13 protein-coding genes are annotated in these 19,881 nt (G+C 40.3%); 5 read left to right on the top strand and 8 right to left on the bottom strand.

All coding sequences use genetic code 11. From position 1 onward, the window contains the following. Window positions 1-48: 48 nt before the first annotated feature. The 5 genes from AC57BQ_RS06810 to AC57BQ_RS06790 all read right to left on the bottom strand — a co-directional run bounded on the left by AC57BQ_RS06810 (window position 49) and on the right by AC57BQ_RS06790 (window position 7,925). Window positions 49-672, bottom strand: a complete 624-nt coding sequence (locus AC57BQ_RS06810) for a phosphatase PAP2 family protein (RefSeq protein WP_496405556.1) — start codon at window positions 670-672, stop codon at window positions 49-51. Window positions 673-675: 3 nt separating this feature from the next. Then, a complete protein-coding gene (locus AC57BQ_RS06805) occupies window positions 676-1,545 on the bottom strand; it encodes an SdiA-regulated domain-containing protein (protein WP_496405555.1) in 870 nt (289 codons plus the stop codon). Between the two features lie 10 nt (window positions 1,546-1,555). After that, window positions 1,556-3,601, bottom strand: a complete 2,046-nt coding sequence (ppk1, locus tag AC57BQ_RS06800; RefSeq protein WP_496405554.1) for a polyphosphate kinase 1 — start codon at window positions 3,599-3,601, stop codon at window positions 1,556-1,558. A gap of 25 nt (window positions 3,602-3,626) precedes the next feature. Then, complete coding sequence (locus tag AC57BQ_RS06795; protein WP_496405553.1) at window positions 3,627-4,862, bottom strand: Pycsar system effector family protein; 1,236 nt, start codon at window positions 4,860-4,862, stop codon at window positions 3,627-3,629. A 462-nt stretch (window positions 4,863-5,324) separates the two neighbouring features. Further along, window positions 5,325-7,925 carry a DUF3857 domain-containing protein gene (locus tag AC57BQ_RS06790; protein WP_496405552.1) on the bottom strand — a complete coding sequence of 867 codons (2,601 nt, stop codon included), beginning with the start codon at window positions 7,923-7,925 and terminating at the stop codon, window positions 5,325-5,327. Window positions 7,926-8,124: 199 nt separating this feature from the next. On the opposite strand from AC57BQ_RS06790, the gene AC57BQ_RS06785 reads away from it, so the two are divergent. From AC57BQ_RS06785 to AC57BQ_RS06770, 4 genes are all read left to right on the top strand, one after another. Further along, window positions 8,125-9,504 (top strand): hypothetical protein, encoded by a 1,380-nt coding sequence (locus AC57BQ_RS06785; RefSeq protein WP_496405551.1) that lies wholly within the window; start codon window positions 8,125-8,127, stop codon window positions 9,502-9,504. Between the two features lie 10 nt (window positions 9,505-9,514). Continuing rightward, window positions 9,515-10,189, top strand: coding sequence for a hypothetical protein (locus tag AC57BQ_RS06780; protein ID WP_496405550.1), 675 nt, complete (start codon window positions 9,515-9,517; stop codon window positions 10,187-10,189). A gap of 29 nt (window positions 10,190-10,218) precedes the next feature. Beyond that, window positions 10,219-10,650 carry a hypothetical protein gene (locus AC57BQ_RS06775; protein ID WP_496405549.1) on the top strand — a complete coding sequence of 144 codons (432 nt, stop codon included), beginning with the start codon at window positions 10,219-10,221 and terminating at the stop codon, window positions 10,648-10,650. Window positions 10,651-10,882: 232 nt separating this feature from the next. Further along, window positions 10,883-11,374 carry a hypothetical protein gene (locus AC57BQ_RS06770; RefSeq protein ID WP_496405548.1) on the top strand — a complete coding sequence of 164 codons (492 nt, stop codon included), beginning with the start codon at window positions 10,883-10,885 and terminating at the stop codon, window positions 11,372-11,374. A gap of 151 nt (window positions 11,375-11,525) precedes the next feature. On the opposite strand, the gene AC57BQ_RS06765 is transcribed toward AC57BQ_RS06770, so the two are convergent. Next, on the bottom strand, window positions 11,526-14,543 hold the full coding sequence (locus AC57BQ_RS06765) for a glycosyltransferase family 117 protein (RefSeq protein WP_496405547.1): 3,018 nt from the start codon (window positions 14,541-14,543) through the stop codon (window positions 11,526-11,528). Window positions 14,544-14,752: 209 nt separating this feature from the next. Here AC57BQ_RS06765 and AC57BQ_RS06760 point away from each other — a divergent pair, with 209 nt between their 5' ends. Further along, on the top strand, window positions 14,753-16,378 hold the full coding sequence (locus AC57BQ_RS06760) for a gliding motility protein RemB (RefSeq protein ID WP_496405546.1): 1,626 nt from the start codon (window positions 14,753-14,755) through the stop codon (window positions 16,376-16,378). A gap of 77 nt (window positions 16,379-16,455) precedes the next feature. Here the strand turns inward: AC57BQ_RS06760 and AC57BQ_RS06755 are convergent, their stop codons facing one another. Continuing rightward, on the bottom strand, window positions 16,456-18,585 hold the full coding sequence (locus AC57BQ_RS06755) for a hybrid sensor histidine kinase/response regulator (RefSeq protein ID WP_496405545.1): 2,130 nt from the start codon (window positions 18,583-18,585) through the stop codon (window positions 16,456-16,458). 378 nt (window positions 18,586-18,963) lie between these two features. Then, the gene (gene aqpZ, locus AC57BQ_RS06750; protein ID WP_076369376.1) at window positions 18,964-19,671 is read right to left on the bottom strand and encodes an aquaporin Z; all 708 of its coding nucleotides are present in this window, start codon (window positions 19,669-19,671) and stop codon (window positions 18,964-18,966) included. Between the last annotated feature and the right edge of the window lie 210 nt (window positions 19,672-19,881).

Genomic DNA, 19,881 nt, shown 5'->3' with positions numbered 1-19,881 from the left:
TAATTAAACAATAGGTATTATGTTTAGTATCAAACTCATAGTATTAATTTAGTCATATTTTTTAGGTTTCTGAGACTGTTTGAACAGCTTTTGGTTAAACCAATGCCCGGCTAAGCTCGTGCCAATGCCCACTGCTGCACCGGCCAATACATCTGTTGGATAATGCTTACCCAAATACATCCTGGAGTAGGCTACCGACGATGCCCATGCATAAGCAGGTACGGTAACATACCATTTTTTGTACTGCATAGACAGTGTTGTTGCCGTAGCGAAAGCCAAACTGGTATGCCCCGATGGGAATGACTGGTTATGGGTTTGGGTATTCACAAATATCTCATCAGGATAGCGATCAGCCGGGCGGGTACGGTTAACACTTATTTTTATCAAATGGGTAACAAACACGCTTGCACCCAAATTAATAAATGTTTCGGTTGCGTTCCGCTTTATTGTGGCATTATTGCTTGCAAATCCATAAATTAAGGTACCGAATGACGCGGCGCCAGCAACATAATATGCCGAATTACTGGTACCACGCCAATACTGCGAGGTTGGATATCTTGGATTAATGCTTTTTAAAATATCAACATCAAGGTTTTGTGCTATGCTGCGTCCAGGATTTATAAAGACAAAGAGCCATATTAAAAACAGGAAAAGCGGTTTGCCTTTTATCATCAATTACTTAATATAGTTAAATTTTAATACGTTACCGGCACTAACCAGGTCACCTTCGTTTGAAATGTAAAGGTTGTTATGATCATCAAACGCGATACCCTCTGACTGATTAAATAACTTTGGATTCAGGGGATAAACATTTTTAACCTTCCAGGAAGCATCGGTAATCACCAGCACTTTGTTAACCGACGAAAGAACGTACCATTCATTGGTACTCAGGTTTTTGGCCAGGGCCGATGGGCGAAACGCGCCTTTCTTTTTACCGGTCAATTGTTGCTCTATTTCTTTAACATTTATACTAAAACCACCAGCAGGTTTAACCGTACCATCACTTTGCAATTTTAAAATATAACCGCTGCTCACCTTGCCCTTATCTCCATCACAATTTTTGCAGAGTATGTATAAACTATTTGTTTTTTCATCGGCGTACATGCCTTCGTATTCTCCGGTTGGTATCACATCTTTTACTTTTTTAACACCCGGGATCTCTTTATTTCTTATCTGGCTAAACGGAAAGGTAAAAAGGGTGCCATCGCTGCGTAATATGATCATGTAATTATTACAGATCGCGATATCCTCATAATCACCCGATTTGGCGAAACGACTTTCATTCACCTTTTTATCACCCAATTTTAGATAATATATGCTACCATTCTCATCCTCCTCCGCATACAAAGAATCGCTTTTACCATGCCTGAAAGCAATACCCGATATCTCCGTTAAATTGATGTGCATATTATACTTTACCGGTTTACTCAGATCGTAACCCTTAGGGTTTACAATAGCTTCTGGTTTAGTGGTACAGGATATGCCTAAAAGTACCGCGGTACAGGCAATCATCATCATGATCAAAGCAGCAATCTTTCCCTTCATTTTGTCGTTTTTAAACTTTCTCATCAATTTTGTGCTGTAAAAGTTCATATATACCCCGTTGCGAATGTACCAGGGGTTCATGTTTTTCAATGCTTACGTTTTGTAAGTCTTCATTGAGCATCACGGCCTGCACATTATCATTTAACTGCAGGTCGATGATCTGTATGATCTCGGCCCTGATATTCTGGTCATAAACCGGGAAACATACCTCAATACGCCGGTAAATATTACGATTCATCCAATCGGCCGAGCCCAGAAAAACCTCCGGTTCATTATTATTGTGAAAAATAAATATCCTTCCATGTTCCAGATAACGATCAACTATACGACGAACGGTAATGTTCTCACTCATTCCCTTAACTCCAGGTATAATACAGCAAATACTGCGTACAATAAGCGATATTTTTACCCCTGCCTGCGAGGCTTCGTATAATTTAGAGATCAATATACGCTCTTCCAGGTTATTTAGCTTGATAGTGATGGCACCCTGCAAGCCTTTTTTCACGTTGCCGATCTCCCGATCGATCAGCTCAAGGAAACGTTGCTGTAAATTAAACTGGGCAACCAGTAAATGTTTAAAATCAATAGGATAGCCTTCGGATGTTTTTGCTTTTTTACCCAGGAACATGAACAACAGTTCCATTTCACGTAATAGAGCCGGATTGGCTGTCATTAAAATATGATCGGTATAAAAAGCTGCGGTGCTTTCGTTAAAGTTACCTGTAGCCAGCAATCCGGCATATTTAACCCGGCCATTCACCAATCTTTTTACCAAAGCTATTTTAGCATGTACCTTTAAGGCCTTATCGCTATAGATGATCTCGACGCCGGCAGCCTTCATTTTTTTGGCCCATTTAATATTATTGGCCTCATCGAAACGGGCTTTAAGCTCCACCATTACCCTCACCTTTTTGCCATTGCAAGCCGCGCTGATAAGAGCATTTACTATGCGTGAGTCGCTGGCTACCCGGTATAGGGTAACGGATATTTCCTGCACGTCCTTATCAATAGCTGCTTCGTTAAAAAACCGCAATATGCTATTGTATGATTGATAAGGCGCATGAAAGATATGGTCATGGTCTGCAATATGATCAAACAACGATTCCTTATCGATAAAACCCGTATTGACAATTGGCGGCCAGCGGGTATAACGTAAAGCAGGCAAACCAACAGGCAGGCCCATCAGATCTTTCAGATTATGATACGCCCCCCCTTCTACCACGCTTGAGCCCTGCAGACCCAACTTTTCGGTTATGGAGTGCAGTGTGCGCAGCGGGATGCCCGGTTGGTGCAAAAACCGGGTGGCCATACCCATATCTCTTTTTAGTAATTGTTTTTCGATCTGCTCAGACAGGTCGCCATGATATTCATCCTTCAAATCGAGCTCGGCGTCGCGGGTTATTTTAAAGCTATAACATCCGCTTACGGTTTCGCTGGCGAACAACCTATCCAAATTATACCTGATAATATCATCCAAAAATATGATATACTGTTGGTCATTTGCCGATACGCTGTAAAAACGGGGCAGTTGATTGGAGGGTATATTAAGCAGTATTGTTTTTTCCTTTTCGCCCTTTACATCCAGGGTGATTAAAAAATATAGGCGGTTGTTTTCGGGAAAGAACTTTTTTCCGGTCTCGGAAAGATCAAGGGGTTGCAGAAAAGCCATTACCTGGCTAAAAAAATAATCGGCTACTTTATCCCGAACAGCTTCCGGAAAAGGTTCATTAAACAGTAGGTTTACCTTATTTTGTTTTAGCAATGGTATCAACCGGCCGGTAAATACCTGTCCAAATTTCTGTTGCTGCCGCTCAATCAGTTGCTGGGCTTCCAGTAAAACGTCCTCCTTTTCGTGTGCGGCGCCTTTAGCCAGCTTGTTAACTGCCAGTATAACGGGCATCCTTACCCGGTAAAATTCATCAAGGTTAGAAGAAAATATCGAAAGAAAATTCACTCTTTCCATTACAGGCAAATCTTCCTTTTCGGCCTCCAGCAAAATGCGTTCGTTAAATAGCAGCCAACTCAGGTCCCTGTCAAAAAATGAGTAATGATCCATAAAAGCAGATGTTTTGTTTAGCAGATTATATCAGTGATGAGATCAGGAACGCAACTACCGAGATAATAAGACCGAACATGAATATATTATAGGAAACCCGCAATAGTCTGTATTTTTTGCCCAGCACAACGCCCTGCGAATAGTTATCGCGGATAAGGCTGCCGTATAAAAAATCTTTATCATCCATCATTTTCACCATGCCATCGCTATAATCATTCAGTGACATGCGATAAAAATTACCAAAGAAGAGCAGGTTAACCGTCTTTTTCTCGATATCCTCAGGCGAAAAAATGCCCGGTGGAATTGACGGCCGGGTTGACAGGATAGAGAATATCATGGTAGTTAAACTTACCGTAAGCAACATAAACGTAGGTATCAACAGGTTGGAATGCTCATCAAGCTTGCGCAATACTAAACTGATAATAGCCGATAAGATGATGGAATTCACCGTGATCATGATATGGGCTTTATTATCAGCCATATCGCTCAAACGCTGGTGGTTGGCTGAGCTTATACGGAACATGGTTTCGATACCTCTTTCGGGCTTATCACTTTTATGCTTTTTTTCATGATGATCCTCTTCTTTAGCAAGAGCAGCTTCAACATGATCTGTTTCAGTCACTTTTCCAGCTTCAGCTTTTTCCTTTTTTTCGGCTTTTTCTTCCACGTCGGTTTGTTTTTCCTTTAATTTTTCAAGGTTCTTTTGCTTCTGGTCATTTAGCAGCAGCTGACAGTAATCAGTAAAGTAATGGTGCGATTCTAATAGCGAAATATTACCAGCCCGCCAGGTTTCTTTATCAATTTCAACGTGTCTGCAAGCTTCCAGCTCTTTACGCATCAGCTTGCTTTTTTCCCTGAAATCATCTGTACCCAGGTGAAACAGATCGGCATCACACAAAATTTCTTCCAGCTGATTGGTTGGTTTCTGCGGCATTTCGGTAGCCATGATACAGGCATTTACCTTGTCAATTACCGCGTTATCTACCTTTTGTTGTTTCAGGAAATGGGTTGCATTCTCGGTACTTTTTACTTCATGATTGCTTTTATCAACAAAGTAGCCGGTGTCATGAAACCATGCTGCTGATAGTACTATAAAAAAGTCCTCGTCAGATAATTGATAGTGATTGGCGATCTGGGTAGCGGCGGCAACTACGTCTTTGGTATGTTTAAGATTATGGTATGCAAGTTCGGGATCATGATGCACATCGAAATATGATATGACATAATGTTTTACCTCTTCTAACAACTGTTGAAATTTCATGATAGCTTTTTATGGTTAAAGTAATCAAATTTATTTTAAAAATTAATATTTCCAGCAGGCTGTTAAATGTTCGTTGGATATTATTTGATGTGGCGATCCAAAAACTTTTTAAACCTCTAATTTTAACACTTTTCTGCTCGAAAACGGGGTAAAAACGCCCGAAAGTTCACTCAAAACCATCGATTTTAACACTTTTTAACAAATTTTAACACGGTTTTGAGTGATTTTTGAAACTTTAAAAAGTATTAAAATATTGATAATCAAATATATAAATACAAAACCACCTGTTTTTGTGCTATTTTATCTCTTAACAGAACGGCCTTGTTTTCTATTCATATAGAAAACAAGGCCGTTGCTTATACAAATATACGCAAAACCGCGAAGAATACATAGAGGGATAGAAATCGCTTTAGTCAACCTGTACAAGATTTATGATGAAAATATACCGCCGGAACAAAACGTCTACCCTTCCTGGTGCGACTGCTCTTCTTCAGCCGGTGTTTCTGGCCCTTCATAGCTATAATTGTATGGCGGATAAGGCACAATGAATGTTTCCTCAACCCGGGTTGATTTCTTGAAATAAGCAATCCAGATGGCGGCTATTACAAACGCGCGCACAGAAACCGATATACTATCATTAATTAAAGTGGCTTTATGTAATGGCTGTACAACAATGATCTTTAAAAACAGGAAAATTACGCCATATATAAAATATCCAATAATGAAACGGGGTAATATATCGCGCTTATTAAGCAGCAGCACCAGGCAAAACAGGGCATAACCGGCTAATATCGTGTCGCCGGCCAACTGGTATACCAGCACCAGCTTATAGTTAAATTCATGCCGGCTGCCGCTATAGGCAGTCCAGGTATGCAGACTAAAAACATCATCTGAAAACTGACGAAAAACCGCGGCGGCAGCTGTTAACACCAGACCTATGGCCACCAGTACGAGCCAACCACCTATCGGTTGAAAGCCTGAACCATGAGCAAAAACTATGGCAGGAGTTTCACGCTGATATATCCGCATACCTGCAAAAACAAGGCCCACTATCAGTATGGTAACCAATAGGATCATAAAGCCATTAATGCCTGTTACCGATGATGCAGCATCCGCTCCAAGGTAAGAGAAGCTATAGCTGAGGCCGCTGTTATTGAGTTTTTTAATGTCATCTTTAAACTCGAGGAGCTTATCAAGCGGTACATTATCCTTAAGGAAAGTTAGTTTGTATCGCAAAAACAGGCTATCGCTTACAGCACTGTAATTTGAAGAAAAACGGTAATAATCCCGGTTAATAGTGTTGTTAACCGGTGTCATATCCCAGCCGCCTGGCAATATCACCTGCTGCGTGTATTCCAGGTTGTATGGATAACTTAATGATACAGGCGTTTTTGTTTGCCCTGTAATACCAGGAAACATATCTGATATGCTGTAGGCAAAAAGTCCTGCAGATACGCGGTTGGTTGTTGAGTCTTTTTTAAAGAAATTGCTGATCAGGTAGGTTTCTGTAGTGGTAATGATGTTCTTTTGTATGTCGTCCAATACAGTTACAGAATCCTTCCGTTCAATTTTGGTATATATTTTTGCGTAGTAATCCAGGTAACTTTTTTCTGTTTCGGCCATGCTGTTTGATGCTAACCTATCTCGCTGATTATCGGCGTGATTGCCGGTATAAATAGTTTTAACGGTGAGCAGTACCGGCGATTTTTCATCTTTAATGGTATAAATATCCTTACCGGTGATCTTGCCTGTTTTTGATGGCGGTATGGTGGTTAGGGAATTATTACCGGCTTTTAATACTAGTCCCTTCCCATAATCAGGGAAATAAATATCGGTGCCTGCACCACCCTGGTAATCAATAGTGGCATCTACCCAAACTTGCTTTCCGTTAACTGTGGCTGTAACCACAGCATGATTAAAAGCATAATAGGTGGGTATATAGTCGGCTATATGCTCATTGCGGCTGGCATTTATCAAAACCATGTGCGCGTCGATCCCATCTGCATTCAGCATGGATACCAGCAGCAGTGATTTATCCTTACAATCGCCATAGCGCTGTTTGAACACTTTTTGAGGATCATTGGCACGGTGTGAGTACTGCCCTATCTCGATACCCATATATCGAATTTCGTCCTGTACCGTTCTTACGGCCGCCCTGAAGTATTTCTCCTTATCGTCACCAGCTTCGGTTTTAAGCTGCTTTATACGATCGGCCAATTCACCGGTGATATGTATGGCGGTAGGGTTAATACTCAGCGCCCAGTCAACCACCTCTGCCCAGCTGTTGTATTCGCTGATCTGCACGTGCCCCAGCGGATCGTACCAATCAGGCTGGTTATTATCATCCTGACCGGCGGGTACCTGAAAGGCTTCATAAGCATATTGTTTAAGTCCCCCGTTTTCAGAAACCGTTACTTTTGGTGTGTTATTAAAATATTTAAAATTGAGTTTTCTTTGCGCCGAAGTGATGATAGCCGTATACTGGTGGGCTATTGGCGTGTACCATTGAAAATAAATATTATCGCAGTACTTACCTTTAAAAATAGGATTACGACCGGTCAATGTATAAGAGTATTCGATCCGGTCGCCTTTACGGATATCATCCAATATGCATAAGGCCGAGAAAGTACCCTGGTATAAAAAATCAGAAAGGTTCTTTTCGTCGGCCAGTACTTTAAAGGCCGATATCTTTAGGCGGTTCAATGGTTTGTTATCGCGCCAAACGGTGATATCATGAAAATCAAGGCGTTCAAAGGCCGGATCAAAGCTGATGGATATCTGCGAGGCGTTTTGAATCCCGGTTTCTGATACGATCTCGCGGATCACGTGATGGTAATCGGCCTGTTTCTCTACCTGGATCTGTTCTTCAATAAGCGCGTAAAAAAAGCCCCTTTCAATGGTTCGTGCCGATGGCTTTTGATTATACGTTTTAAAGTTGCTGAGCCATGCAGGTTTGGGAGATTGATGCACAACCGGGGTACCTGCTTTAGCTAATTGATTGTTAAACAACAGTAACAGCGGGCAAAAAATTAAGGTTAGGTATATTTTAAAAAACTTTGGCATACAGGCATTGAAAATAAAGAAAGAACCTGACTTTTCGATATTTATTTAAAATATCATAGAGCGTATAAAAAAGTTCTCCTATGTTAATAACGTAAAGATATTGTTGTTTTATAAATACCGTGAAAACACCTATTGCAATGCTAAAATATTAACAACATATTGGAAATATTATTTAAATATGAAATAAAATACCTAAACCATGTTCAAAAAACTGCCCCTGCTATTACTTGCTGCTACCTGTTTAGTTGCGGTTATCATTAACAGCTGTAAAAAAGATGCACATACTGATCAGCAGAATAAAGTCTCCGATCCGGCCATTGCCCAGGCCAAAAGCTGGTACGAAAGCACTTATCCTACCGGTAGCAAACTTAGTTCCCAGGCTACAACGGGGAATAAAGATTGGAGCCAATTGATAAAACCCGATTGGCAGCATACCGCCAGCTATTCGAGGTTTAATCAACAGGTGATAGAAATGCCGGTTGATCCGTCTGTTAAATTTGGTTCGGCCATCAAAAACATGACCACTGGTCAAACCACCAATAATACCTATAGCCGCAGCTCGTATATTTTGCTAAGCAATGGAACAAGTTATGATGCGTATGTCATGACACTGATTGCCGATTCGGCCTATTTAAAAAACGACCTGGATAAACTGGCCCGTAATACTTACAATAAACGTGAGGCTGATTTTAGCGGACTGGTGCTCTATTTTACTCCAAAAGGTAAATATGTAAGTGGTTGGCGATATAAGGATGGGCATATTGTTGTGCCTGGGGCACAGACAGTAACACCGAATACTAAAATGCAAAGCACTGGCAATTCCAAATTAAAGCCAGACAATATGGTAGAGCCGGGAGGAGAAGAGTGTTTCGATTATTACGATTTAACCTATGTGAATGGAAAACTTGTGGAGGTAGAGTACCAATACACTCAATGCTTTGCCGGTAGCGGAAGCGGAGGAGGCGACAACGGTAGTTATACACCGCCGTCTTGCCCGCCTGGTACTGCACGTGGCCAATCTACAGGTCAAGCCGTAAACAGTATGCAACCCCCGCCACCACCTGATGATGGCGGGGGGTTCCCGTCTCCTGCACCGCTCGGGCCATGTGTGGTTGTGGCTCCGGCGCCGAGTAGTGGGGAGGTTACAACTCCCTATTCGGAAATAACGCTTGATAAAAATGGGGCGGGTTTATGTGGTAACATAGCTGTAACACAAGTCGGGAACAGTTGGACTGGATCAGTAAGCAATCTTTCCTTTACAGCTATGGTAAATCATGATGGTGTGGAAACAGAAATACCTGTTAACTTTGGCACAATATGCTTTGAAATACCTTCAGATGGAAATGTAAGTGGAGCAACTGCTTCAGCGAAATTTATTGCTGCTTATAATTTAGCTTTGAATATGATGGTAGTAGCTCTTCATGGCGGAGAAATAAAACCCACATCGGTCGCTCTACGTGCAGAGGTAAGCTCTTTGGTTTTTGCAAACTTAAATGCATTTAGAGGAGGATCGACATTTGCTACGGGGCCCTGTGCTGGAAACATAGTCCCAACACCTGCGCCATATTGCAGAAATTAAAATAATAAATATGACGGATAGAGATATTGAAATAGAGGTAAAATTACCCGATGTTGTAATGGTGTTATTAGAAAGGGTTCACCATTTTTATCCTATTGGTCTGCCCTTTTTTAATGAGATGTATGCTGGTTACAAATCATTGAAAAAAATATTGGATGACAAAATAAATAATGTTATAGCAGGAGAACTTCCCAATGACTGCAGGGATTTTATCGAAAAAATAGAAGTAGCCTTTAAAAAGAATGAAACCTTCAATAAACTGCATCGACAATTTCCAAACTACTCCTTTTTTGTAAAACTGATGGATGAGACATTAAATGGGATTCAAAATACTTGCCATCTCAATATCAAAGTATCATTACTATCAAAACACTTTACAGTATATTATGAAGAGGTTTTTGTCTTTAAAGAACATCTAATCGCAAGGCACAATCCTTTAAGTTTTAAAATAATATCTTCAGCAAATATGAAAGCCGATCCCACAAGCGAGCATTTTAATAAAATGCTCGAAATGGCAAAAGCATCTTTTTTAGGTTATGAATACGTACATCATAAAACATTATTCTCTTATCCAATTGAAGGAGGAACTCCGTATGGAGTGGATAAAGAAACTAAAAATGAATACCCGTTATATTTTTACCTTTTTGACAATGACCTTATGTATGAAAACTACAAAGTTGTTTAGTTTGAATAAGGACATTAATCAATTTTAAAATGAAAAGTATAATTACATCTCTTTTGCCTTTAATGGTAGCGTTTTCGTTATTCAATTTCACTGTTGCCACAACGGGACAAAGCATATATAATCACGAAGTAATGTTAAATGATACGGTGATTACCCTTTATCCTCCGCCGGTTCCACTTCAGGAAATAAAAAATTATAACGGAAGAAAAGTAAATATTGAGGAGAAAGTTCAGGGTTATGAGGTGATAAGCAAAGATCTAAAAATATTAAAAATTAAAGATAAAGATCATCTGCGACTAAATATTATCATAAAGGGGGATGACATCAAACTAAATGTGAACGAATTAAAACATAAAATCATTTTTGTATATGGTATCGTAACCATTAACAAGGGCATACCAGAAATAGAAGTGACAGACCCTCAATATATTTTTGTTATCAATCATTTGGAAAAGGAATAATGACCCTTGAAATTTTCCCCCGCTACCGCAAGCGTCCCGCTTGTGGTGATATATAATTGAATAGCTGAAGGTATAATCATGGAGACCACAAGCGGGACGCTTGCGGTAGCAGGGGGGGCATCATTTTTCAAAACGAAGAAAGAAGCGATTTTTTTCCTTATAGTTGTAACTAATGAAAACTAGCATAAACCTGTTTCTATTGTTAGTAATATCAAATTTATCGTACTCGCAAGTGGAAAAGACAACATGTTTTGAATTAAAAGAGATTGTTTTTAGTGAGGAAAAATTAAGCTTATTTATTAAAAGTGAATTTATCCCCTGTAAAAATACCAAACGGGCTTTACTTGAAAGTAATCATCCACTTGGAACTTATAATTTCAATCGAGTATTGAAAGGTTCATTAAAATCATATAGCCTAATGGGTATTCCCATAATGGGATTATATGCTTATGTGAAGAATAGCAACCAGATCTGTTTATATTTACAGCTCTCTCTTACAGGCTATAAGCAAATTGATATTCTTATGGATGAAATGGGTTTGCCGTGGAATATTACAAAAGAGGATTATGAGTTGAGGGATTTTGAAATGCTGCTTTGGCAAAAACAACATTTGGAGATTCTTTTATCTAAGAATTTTGATTACGGGAATCCTCAAAGCGAAAATTTAATGAAAATTACCAACATGCCCTTGACTGAACTTATCAATACAGATGCATGGGAGTAAATCCAGCCCCCGCTACCGCAAGCGTCCCGCTTGTGGTAATATATAATTGAATAGCTGGAGCTATAATAATGGAGGCTACAAGCGAGACGAAGCGCATAAAAAAAAGCCATCCCACAAAATGAGATGGCTTTTTGATATAACTGAAAGTATACTATTGTCCGCTGCCTAAGATCGGAGCAAACTTTTTCATATAATCATTCAACTGTGCCGATACCTTTTTATTGATATCTGCCTGCTTGTTTTCCTTTGTAAAATCGGCTATGCCGTTGAGCAATTGCAAACTGATCTGCACGTCGCGCATGTTTACGCTGCTGGAATTATCAGATAGCAGGTGATAGTTATAATCCAACTGATCGATAACATAATCATCAATGCTTGTGGTGAGCCTTTTACCCAAAACCACATCATTGAGCTGAAATGCCAGTTGAGCCAGGAATAATTTACGACCAGCCACATCAATATATGGCGTAATATCGGGCATTTCCTGATCATACTTATGGAGCGCTTTCAGCGCCAGGTCATTATGCCCTTCCTGCATCAGGTTTTGTATCAGGTCAATAAAGGTTGATGCCATTACGGGGTAGAACATTGATGTTGACTCATGATCCAGATAACGGGCATTTTTAAAGTTCCCGAATTTAAACTTGTTCATGATGTTGTTGTACATCACCATAGTATTGGTTTTACCCAGCTGATCGCGCTTAGTGGTATCTTTTTCAAAAGGGATTAGATGATAGGTAAAGCCTTCTTTATATAAGTAAGGTTGTAAACCGATCAGGTTGTCGTTACCAATGGTGGTAGTAAAGCAAATTGGCCTTTTCCAATGGTTGTGGGCCAAAATATCCAGCATCGCCAGGTTATCTTTAGTAACATAGTTTGATGTGAATTTCCAGTCCATCACTTTAGTGATCTTGTCTTTTTGATCAGGAGCAACCACACCGTTTTTTATTACCTCATCAGGATCAATGGTAATTTTAAAGTTCTTACTTGGTAAGTAGTTACCCCAGTCACCGCTTGAATATTGTACCTGCGCTGCCCTGTCATCTGAAGAGATAAAATCAAATATTTCTTTTACTTCAACAGGCCCGGCTATTTTACGGTCGCTGTAATAAATGATGTCCCTCACCCCTTCCTTATATTTATCATAAGGCATGGTGATAGGCAATGGCTCCGACTGGTTCATTTTTCCCTGCATCTGGCGGATGTACCAGTCGCCGGTAAACAAGCTCAGGTTAACGATGCGCACATCTGGGCGGATACCTTCTACTTCCTGGTCATACCATAAAGAGTAGGTGTCATTATCGCCATAGGTAAACAATATGGCATTTGGCGGGCACGATATCAAGTAGTTATAAGCCATGTCATGTGCAGTCCATTTGGTTGAGCGGTCATGATCTTTCCACTCTTTGCTGGCCAGCAATACCGGAGCCAGTAATAAACAGATCACGGTTGACCCGATTGCGGCCGTATTGGCATTGATGTATTTACGTGCGAATTCGGCAATAGCAATAACACCTAGGCCAATCCAGATGGCGAAGGCATAAAACGAGCCCACATACGAATAATCACGCTCACGTGGCTGTATGGAGGGCTGATTAACGTACAGCACAATAGCGAGCCCTGTAAAAAAGAATAATAACAACACAATAAGCGCATCTTTCTTTTTACGGTTAAGGTGGTAAAAGGCCCCTATTAAGCCAATGATGAGCGGCAGGGCATATAACGGCGTATAGGTTGTTCCTTTAGTTACTGATTTTGGTAAGTTTTTATCAAAAAGACCCGTAGTCCAGTTACCGTCGATACCCACCATACTGGTTTGTCCGTCGGCATCATTGGTACGGCCTACAAAATTCCACAGAAAATAACGCCAGTACATCTGGTACATTTGCCAGGTGGCCATAAATTTCAGGTTATCGCCAAAACCAGGTGCCTGACCATCGGGAATGCGCAGCCACTCTTTGTAAAACTGAACATCGTTTGGTTCGGTACTGTACATACGAGGGAAAGGCGTGGTATGACTGTATTCGGTCTCGATCTTTTTACCAGCATTTTCGTACTGTGTTTTTCCCTTACGGTAAATGATGCTGCCTTCCTTTTGGTCGGTAACGGTAGCATCGTAATATGGGCCACTCAGTAAAGGGGTTTCACCGTATTGAATACGGTTTAGGTAACCGTAAAGGGTAAAAGCGTTATCAGGGTGCGAGTTATTCAAATCGGGATTTGCAGTGGCCCTGATGGGTATATAGGCAAAAGCAAAATAACCAAAATAAATAAAGGTCACGCATAATAAAGCCAGGTTGAGCGTTGGTTTTTTAGCCCGGATGCTATATATAATACCACCTACAAGCGCCACAACAATTAACAATATAAAGAAAAACGCGCCGCTGCCAAAACCTAATCCAAGAGAGTTTACAAAGAAAAGGTCAAAATAAGCAGCAAACTTTATGGTGTATCCCCTGATGCCGTATTGTACCAGCCCCAGGATAACAACACCGGCTAAAAATGCCAGGATACCGTTTTTAACGGTAATATTTTTACTTCTGCGAAAGAAGTATACCATGGCGATAGCCGGGATAGTTAACAAATTAAGCAGGTGGATACCAATTGATAAACCTATTACGTATGCAATAAAAACCAGCCATTTATCGGCCCCTTTTTCATCGGCATGGGCATCCCATTTTAATATGGCCCAAAATACAATAGCGGTACATAATGATGATAAGGCAAATACAATAGTTTCAACCGCCGAAAACCAAAATGTATCAGTATAGGTGAAAGCCAGTGCGCCAACCAGGCCCGCTCCCATAATCAGGATCAGGTTTGACTGCTCTACCACATCATCACGTTTGTTTAAAAGCATCTTTTTGGCCAGTGCGGTTATCGTCCAAAACAAGAACATGATAGTTGCCCCACTGGCTACTGCCGAGCCTAAATTGGTAAAATAAGGTACCTTGGTATTATCGCCGAATGATAACAGCGAAAACAATTTGCCCAACATGGCAAAAACAGGATACCCGGGTTGATGGGCTACCTGTAAACGGTAAGCACATGAAATAAATTCGCCGCAATCCCAAAAACTTACGGAGGGCTCAAGTGTTAAAATGTAGGTAACAGAAGCTATAACAAAGCAAAGCCAGCCTAAAAGGTTATTGATTTTTTTGTATTGCATTTAATATATCGTATGGTTTTATAGCGCGGGCAAATATCAGGATTTTTATAGCTTATTAAAAAAAAACAGTTTCGTGCCACCAAATTTAACATAAATTAACTTTTACAATCATTAATCTGTTATTTTGTCAAACAAATAAGGGGTTATTTCCTTAGTGAATAAGCTTATCCAATTTTCATGTTAATATAAATAATGCTTACTTTGTTGTGATGCAAAAACTCTACTTCGTTCGGTCTATAAAATTATTTTTGTTAGCGGGGATACTCCTCCTTTCGGTTCAGATAAGCAATGCGCAATCTGTTTATTTACCACAATCTTATCTGCTTTATCAAAAATTCAACGGCGATATATATAGTACAAAAAGTTCGTTTCACACGTCTTTACGCCCTTTTTTAATTGACAGCCTCATCAATGGCACCTATGATTCTGTTATGAATATAGGAGTAAGTGACCAGCGCAAAACATGGCTTAGCCGTAAGCTGTTTAACGAGCACCTGTTTGACGTACAAACTAAAGATTATACTTTTTACGGAGACGTTATTGCAGATTTACAGGTTGGAAGAGATTTTTCCGGTAAACGATCAACCTATTTAAATGCCCGCGGCTTTCAATTTGGCGGTACAGTGGGTACCAAATTCTCGTTTTACACCAGTGGATTTGAAGATCAGGCCAAGTTTCCGGACTATTATAATGATGTTGTAAATACCAATGCTTTTATACCCGGCCAGGCTTATGCCCGTCATTACAATGGCCAGAAGCAGGATTCCCAGGATTGGTCGTACGTTACTGCTATTGCATCCTATACGCCTATAAAACAGTTGAACATTACCCTGGGCCAGGATAAAATGTTTGTAGGCGACGGCTACAGATCACTGCTATTATCGGACTATGCCGCAAACATGCCCTTATTACGGGTTACTGCAAATTTGGGCAGAGTGCAATACATGATGGCCTGGGCATATCTCGAAGATCTGCAGGCGCCCAAATTTGACCAGCTGGGAAGCAACAGGCGCAAATGGGCTATGTTTCATTATTTAGACTGGAACGTAAGCAACCGGGTATCATTAGGCTTCTTTAACGCTTTGATTACACCAGAGGCCGATGCACAGGGAAACAGACGAGGTTTTGATGTGAACTTTATCAATCCTTTAGTATTTTCCAGCGGCTTAGGATCATCAGCATCCCCAAAGGATAATGTATTTATGGGTTTTACAGGTAAGTACAAAATATTTGATAAAACAGCCATTTACGGTCAATTACTGCTTGACAGGTTTAAATTCAGCAACTTCTTTTCGGGCAATAACCTGGATAATACCAATGGTGTACAATTGGGTATACGCGGAGCCGATATATTTAAGGTTAACCGTTTAAATTATCTTTTTGAGTTTAATACCGTAAAACCATACACCTACTCCAGCACGCAAACGCTTAATAACTACACCTTTTTTGGCGATCCGCTTGCTCATCCTTTTGGTGCTAACTTCAGGGAGTTTTTAGGTATCATCAACTACTCAGTTGGCCGCTTTGATTTTCAGGGTCAGCTTGATTATGGTAAATACGGACTTGATGCTAACGCAACCGACAATAACGGAAAATTACTCACCAAACCATATCCGGTTAATCCAAACCCAACCCCGGTTATTGGCCAGGGCATCAGCACACAACTTTATTATGGCGAGGGTACCGTATCATTCCTGGTAAATCCTAAAACCAATCTCCGCATTGAGATCGGTGGCCTTTACAGGCAGGAAAAAAATGCTTTAAATGATAACAAAACCACTTTGGTTACATTTGGTGTAAAAAGCGGCTTCAGGAATTTATATCACGACTTTTAGTATCAAGTAGTTAGTATCAAGTATCATGACAAAATACCAGCAAGTCGAGAATCTTGATACTTGATACAAACTAAGACTTACAATTGCAACGCGCTGATTATCTGTCGTACCAATTCGGCTTCAGCAAATGGCTTGGTAACAAAGCCCGAAAATCCTTTTTTCGAAAGTTTTTCGGCATCTGATGGTTTCGAGGTGCCGCTGATAGCGATAACAGGAACTTCATTCAATGGGGCTTTTAATTGCCGGATAGCGGCGATAAGTTCATGACCATCCATGGTAGGCATTTGGATATCGGTTAATATAACGGTGATTGTTTCTTTAGTCAGGATATCTAACGCCACCTCTCCGTTATGGGCCTGATGAAATTTAATGTTCCACTTGCTGGTCATCATTTTCAGGAACATCAAACTCAGCTCATTATCATCCACCGCAAGGATACTGATACCGCTAAGTAATGATAGCGGATCATCTATTTTTTGTTTATCAATAGCGTGACTGCCGGCTTCGTAAGGTATATAAAAACTAAAGGTGCTCCCTTTACCAGCGGTACTTTTTACACTGATCTGCCCTTTTTGCAGTTGAACCAGTTGCTTGCAGATATAAAGCCCAAGCCCTGTTCCGGTTTGACCTTTTGCTGAGTTAGTTTGATAGTATTTAGAAAAAAGATTGGCCTGCTGCTCTGTACTGATACCGGCACCCGTATCGGTAATATCAACCACCAGCCTGCTTTCCTTATTTACCGATACCAGAGAAGCTTTTACGGTAACACCGCCAGCGTTGGTATATTTTATGGCGTTGCTCAGCAAGTTAACCATCACCTGTTTAAGTCTGAAACTATCACCTAAAACCAGGGCGCTCTTATCGCCTTCAAAATGATACTCCAGGCTGAGTTTCTTTTTAGTGGCGCTAAACTCCATGCTTTCTATCACCTCTTTTAATACAAAATCGGCATTGAAAGGGTCACGGTTGATCTTAAACTCGCTATTCTCCATTTTGGCGGCATCAAGCGTATCATTCAATGTGCGTAACAACATATCAGACGAAAGCCTGATAGAACCCAGCATATCTGCCTGCCGCGGTGACAAATTGGTTTGACTGAATATATACAGAAAGCCCTTTATTGCGGTAAGCGGGTTGCGTATTTCATGGCTCATGTGCTGCAACAGATCCATTTTTTGCTGGGCAATAGTTACCGACCGCTGATTTTCCTGCCGTAACAGGGTTTCAGATACGCCAAGTTTAAGTATAAATACAATGAGTAATGCGGCAAATATCAATACCAGGAAAAGCGCGGCCAGGTAAAAATTATTTATTAGCCGTGTGGTTTCCTGGTAGCTTTTAAATGTCATCCCTTTAAACTCGTTAGCGATATTGTAATTGATATCCTTTACACCATTTATAATGTTTTCCAGCTCATTGCGGATATGGATGTTGAGTGTTGTTAGGTCTTTTTGTGTAGCCAGCAGTTTGACATTTCGATCCTGTAGTAGTTTTAATTTCTGATTGTAATTCTTTTTCTCCTGATAAGCCACTTTGCGGGTGGCCGAGTCAACCAACAAGTTTGTCCGGCTATGGTTAACCACAATAATACTGGAGGAAGGGTTGCCATTTTTATTAACGATAGCATCTTTTAGTCGCCCGAAGAGGCCTTTCTTTTTGCCTAAAATATCTTTCTTTATGGTGTCTGCTTTATTTTCAATATTCTTTTTCCGGGTTCCGTTAGTCATACTGATGCTGACCGGATTTTTACCGGCAGCTTCATTAAAATCGGCGTAAACGGTAAGCAGGGAATCAAAATTGTGTTTAAGCTCATATAACTTACCCGATAATTCTAATTTTTTAACGTGCCAATACAGCACTTTTTGATGTTGTTCTTCGGTTAGGCCAGGCATATTGGCATGATCCTTCAGTAGCGTATCGATCAGGTTAAATGCCTGTGACAACTTGGCTTTATAGGCTTTACTTTTTTCATCGCCGGTACTTAATAGCGACTCCTGGAAATCATCTTCGGCCTCATGTAATAACAATAAGGCCTGCTGCGGCCTTGCTTGATCATATTCAACGTCATGAGCTAGTTTGGAAAGATCCTGTAATTTATTGGAGATAGAATTACGTACAAAAAGCGCGATTATAGCGAGGATAATGATCAATGCTAAAAACGCCAGCATAATTGTCCTCGAGATTTTTTGAGTATATGTAGATTTCATTAAGGCGGTAAGCTAAACAAGTATCATGCCGATATTTAACTGGCAAAATCAAGGGCAATAATAACATTTATTAAAGCCCGGGGAGATATATTTCTAACTCAATGTAAGAATAAGTTTAAAATATAAACAATTAAATAAAAATACAGATCATAAACGAAATTTCTGCGGGTTAAAAAAGGATGCCCTATGTGGTGGGAATATAGTATTACTTAACAACTTTTGCCGGTAATTAGTTATTGGGGTAATAACAGGAGGATGGATAAGGGCTTGATCCTTATTAAAAACAGCCGGTAAAAAGTAGTTTATTTTTGTGTTAATTGGGGGATACAACCAGGTCAAACAGGAATAACCGTGCAGACCTGGTTGTGTATTTGTATTTTATTTTCTTTCTAATAAAAGACGCCATACTGCGGCGCTTAATACGGCACCTAATATTGGGGCCACAATAAATAGCCATAACTGGCTGATGGCTGCTCCACCTACCAGTAGTGCGGGGCCAATACTACGTGCAGGATTTACCGATACACCAGTAACCATGATACCTACTATATGGATAAGCACCAGGCTTAAACCTATTGATAGGCCCGCGAAACCGCCATGTATATTTTTGGTAGATGTTGAACCAAAAATCACCAGCAAGAAGATGAAGGTAAAAACGGTTTCGGCAATAAAGCCGGATACTAAATTGTAATGGCCTGGAGAAAAGGCATCATAACCATTTTGCCCTAAACCATTAGCCGCTACACTATACCCATCTTTTCCGGATGCTATGAGTAATAAAATGCCAGCACCGGCAATAGCGCCCAATACCTGGGCTATAATATAAATAACTGCTTCATTTGCTTTCATACGGCCGGCAACAACCATACCTATAGAAATGGCCGGATTAATATGGCAACCTGATATGTGGCCAATAGCATAAGCCATTGCCACAACCGATAAACCAAAAGCAAAAGAGATACCCAACAAACCAACACCACTTGTGCCGTTGGCACCAGCAATTACCGCGCTGCCACAGCCCATCAAAACCAATACCAGTGTGCCGAAAAACTCGGCCGAAAATTTTGAAAAAGTGCTTGTTTCCATTTGAATTATAAAATTAGGTTAAAGGATCAGGTAAATGATAGTTAAACTACAACATGGGTTTAATTATACCATAACCTGTGCATAGTTATATAAAGCTACGCATTGTTATATTGCAAATCCACATCAAATAAAATAAGTTTTAAATCTAATATTAAATAGTTTCGACAGATACCACCATCCTGTCGACAAAAGTTTAAAATCCGGAGATAA

This window comes from Mucilaginibacter sp. BGA-UO-ETr-C110, assembly GCF_059567985.1.
Note: the sequence above shows the minus strand (reverse complement) of the source record. Positions and strands in the feature narration are given on the sequence as shown.

Excerpts from the sequence above, each read along its gene's own strand:
- AC57BQ_RS06810 (WP_496405556.1), bottom strand. The coding sequence starts at position 672 with ATGATAAAAGGCAAACCGCTTTTCCTGTTTTTAATATGGCTCTTTGTC.
- AC57BQ_RS06765 (WP_496405547.1), bottom strand. The coding sequence starts at position 14,543 with ATGCAATACAAAAAAATCAATAACCTTTTAGGCTGGCTTTGCTTTGTT.
- AC57BQ_RS06790 (WP_496405552.1), bottom strand. The coding sequence starts at position 7,925 with ATGCCAAAGTTTTTTAAAATATACCTAACCTTAATTTTTTGCCCGCTG.
- ppk1 (WP_496405554.1), bottom strand. The coding sequence starts at position 3,601 with ATGGATCATTACTCATTTTTTGACAGGGACCTGAGTTGGCTGCTATTT.
- AC57BQ_RS06785 (WP_496405551.1), top strand. The coding sequence starts at position 8,125 with ATGTTCAAAAAACTGCCCCTGCTATTACTTGCTGCTACCTGTTTAGTT.
- AC57BQ_RS06795 (WP_496405553.1), bottom strand. The coding sequence starts at position 4,862 with ATGAAATTTCAACAGTTGTTAGAAGAGGTAAAACATTATGTCATATCA.
- AC57BQ_RS06805 (WP_496405555.1), bottom strand. The coding sequence starts at position 1,545 with ATGAAGGGAAAGATTGCTGCTTTGATCATGATGATGATTGCCTGTACC.
- AC57BQ_RS06775 (WP_496405549.1), top strand. The coding sequence starts at position 10,219 with ATGAAAAGTATAATTACATCTCTTTTGCCTTTAATGGTAGCGTTTTCG.
- AC57BQ_RS06760 (WP_496405546.1), top strand. The coding sequence starts at position 14,753 with ATGCAAAAACTCTACTTCGTTCGGTCTATAAAATTATTTTTGTTAGCG.
- AC57BQ_RS06755 (WP_496405545.1), bottom strand. The coding sequence starts at position 18,585 with ATGAAATCTACATATACTCAAAAAATCTCGAGGACAATTATGCTGGCG.
- aqpZ (WP_076369376.1), bottom strand. The coding sequence starts at position 19,671 with ATGGAAACAAGCACTTTTTCAAAATTTTCGGCCGAGTTTTTCGGCACA.
- AC57BQ_RS06780 (WP_496405550.1), top strand. The coding sequence starts at position 9,515 with ATGACGGATAGAGATATTGAAATAGAGGTAAAATTACCCGATGTTGTA.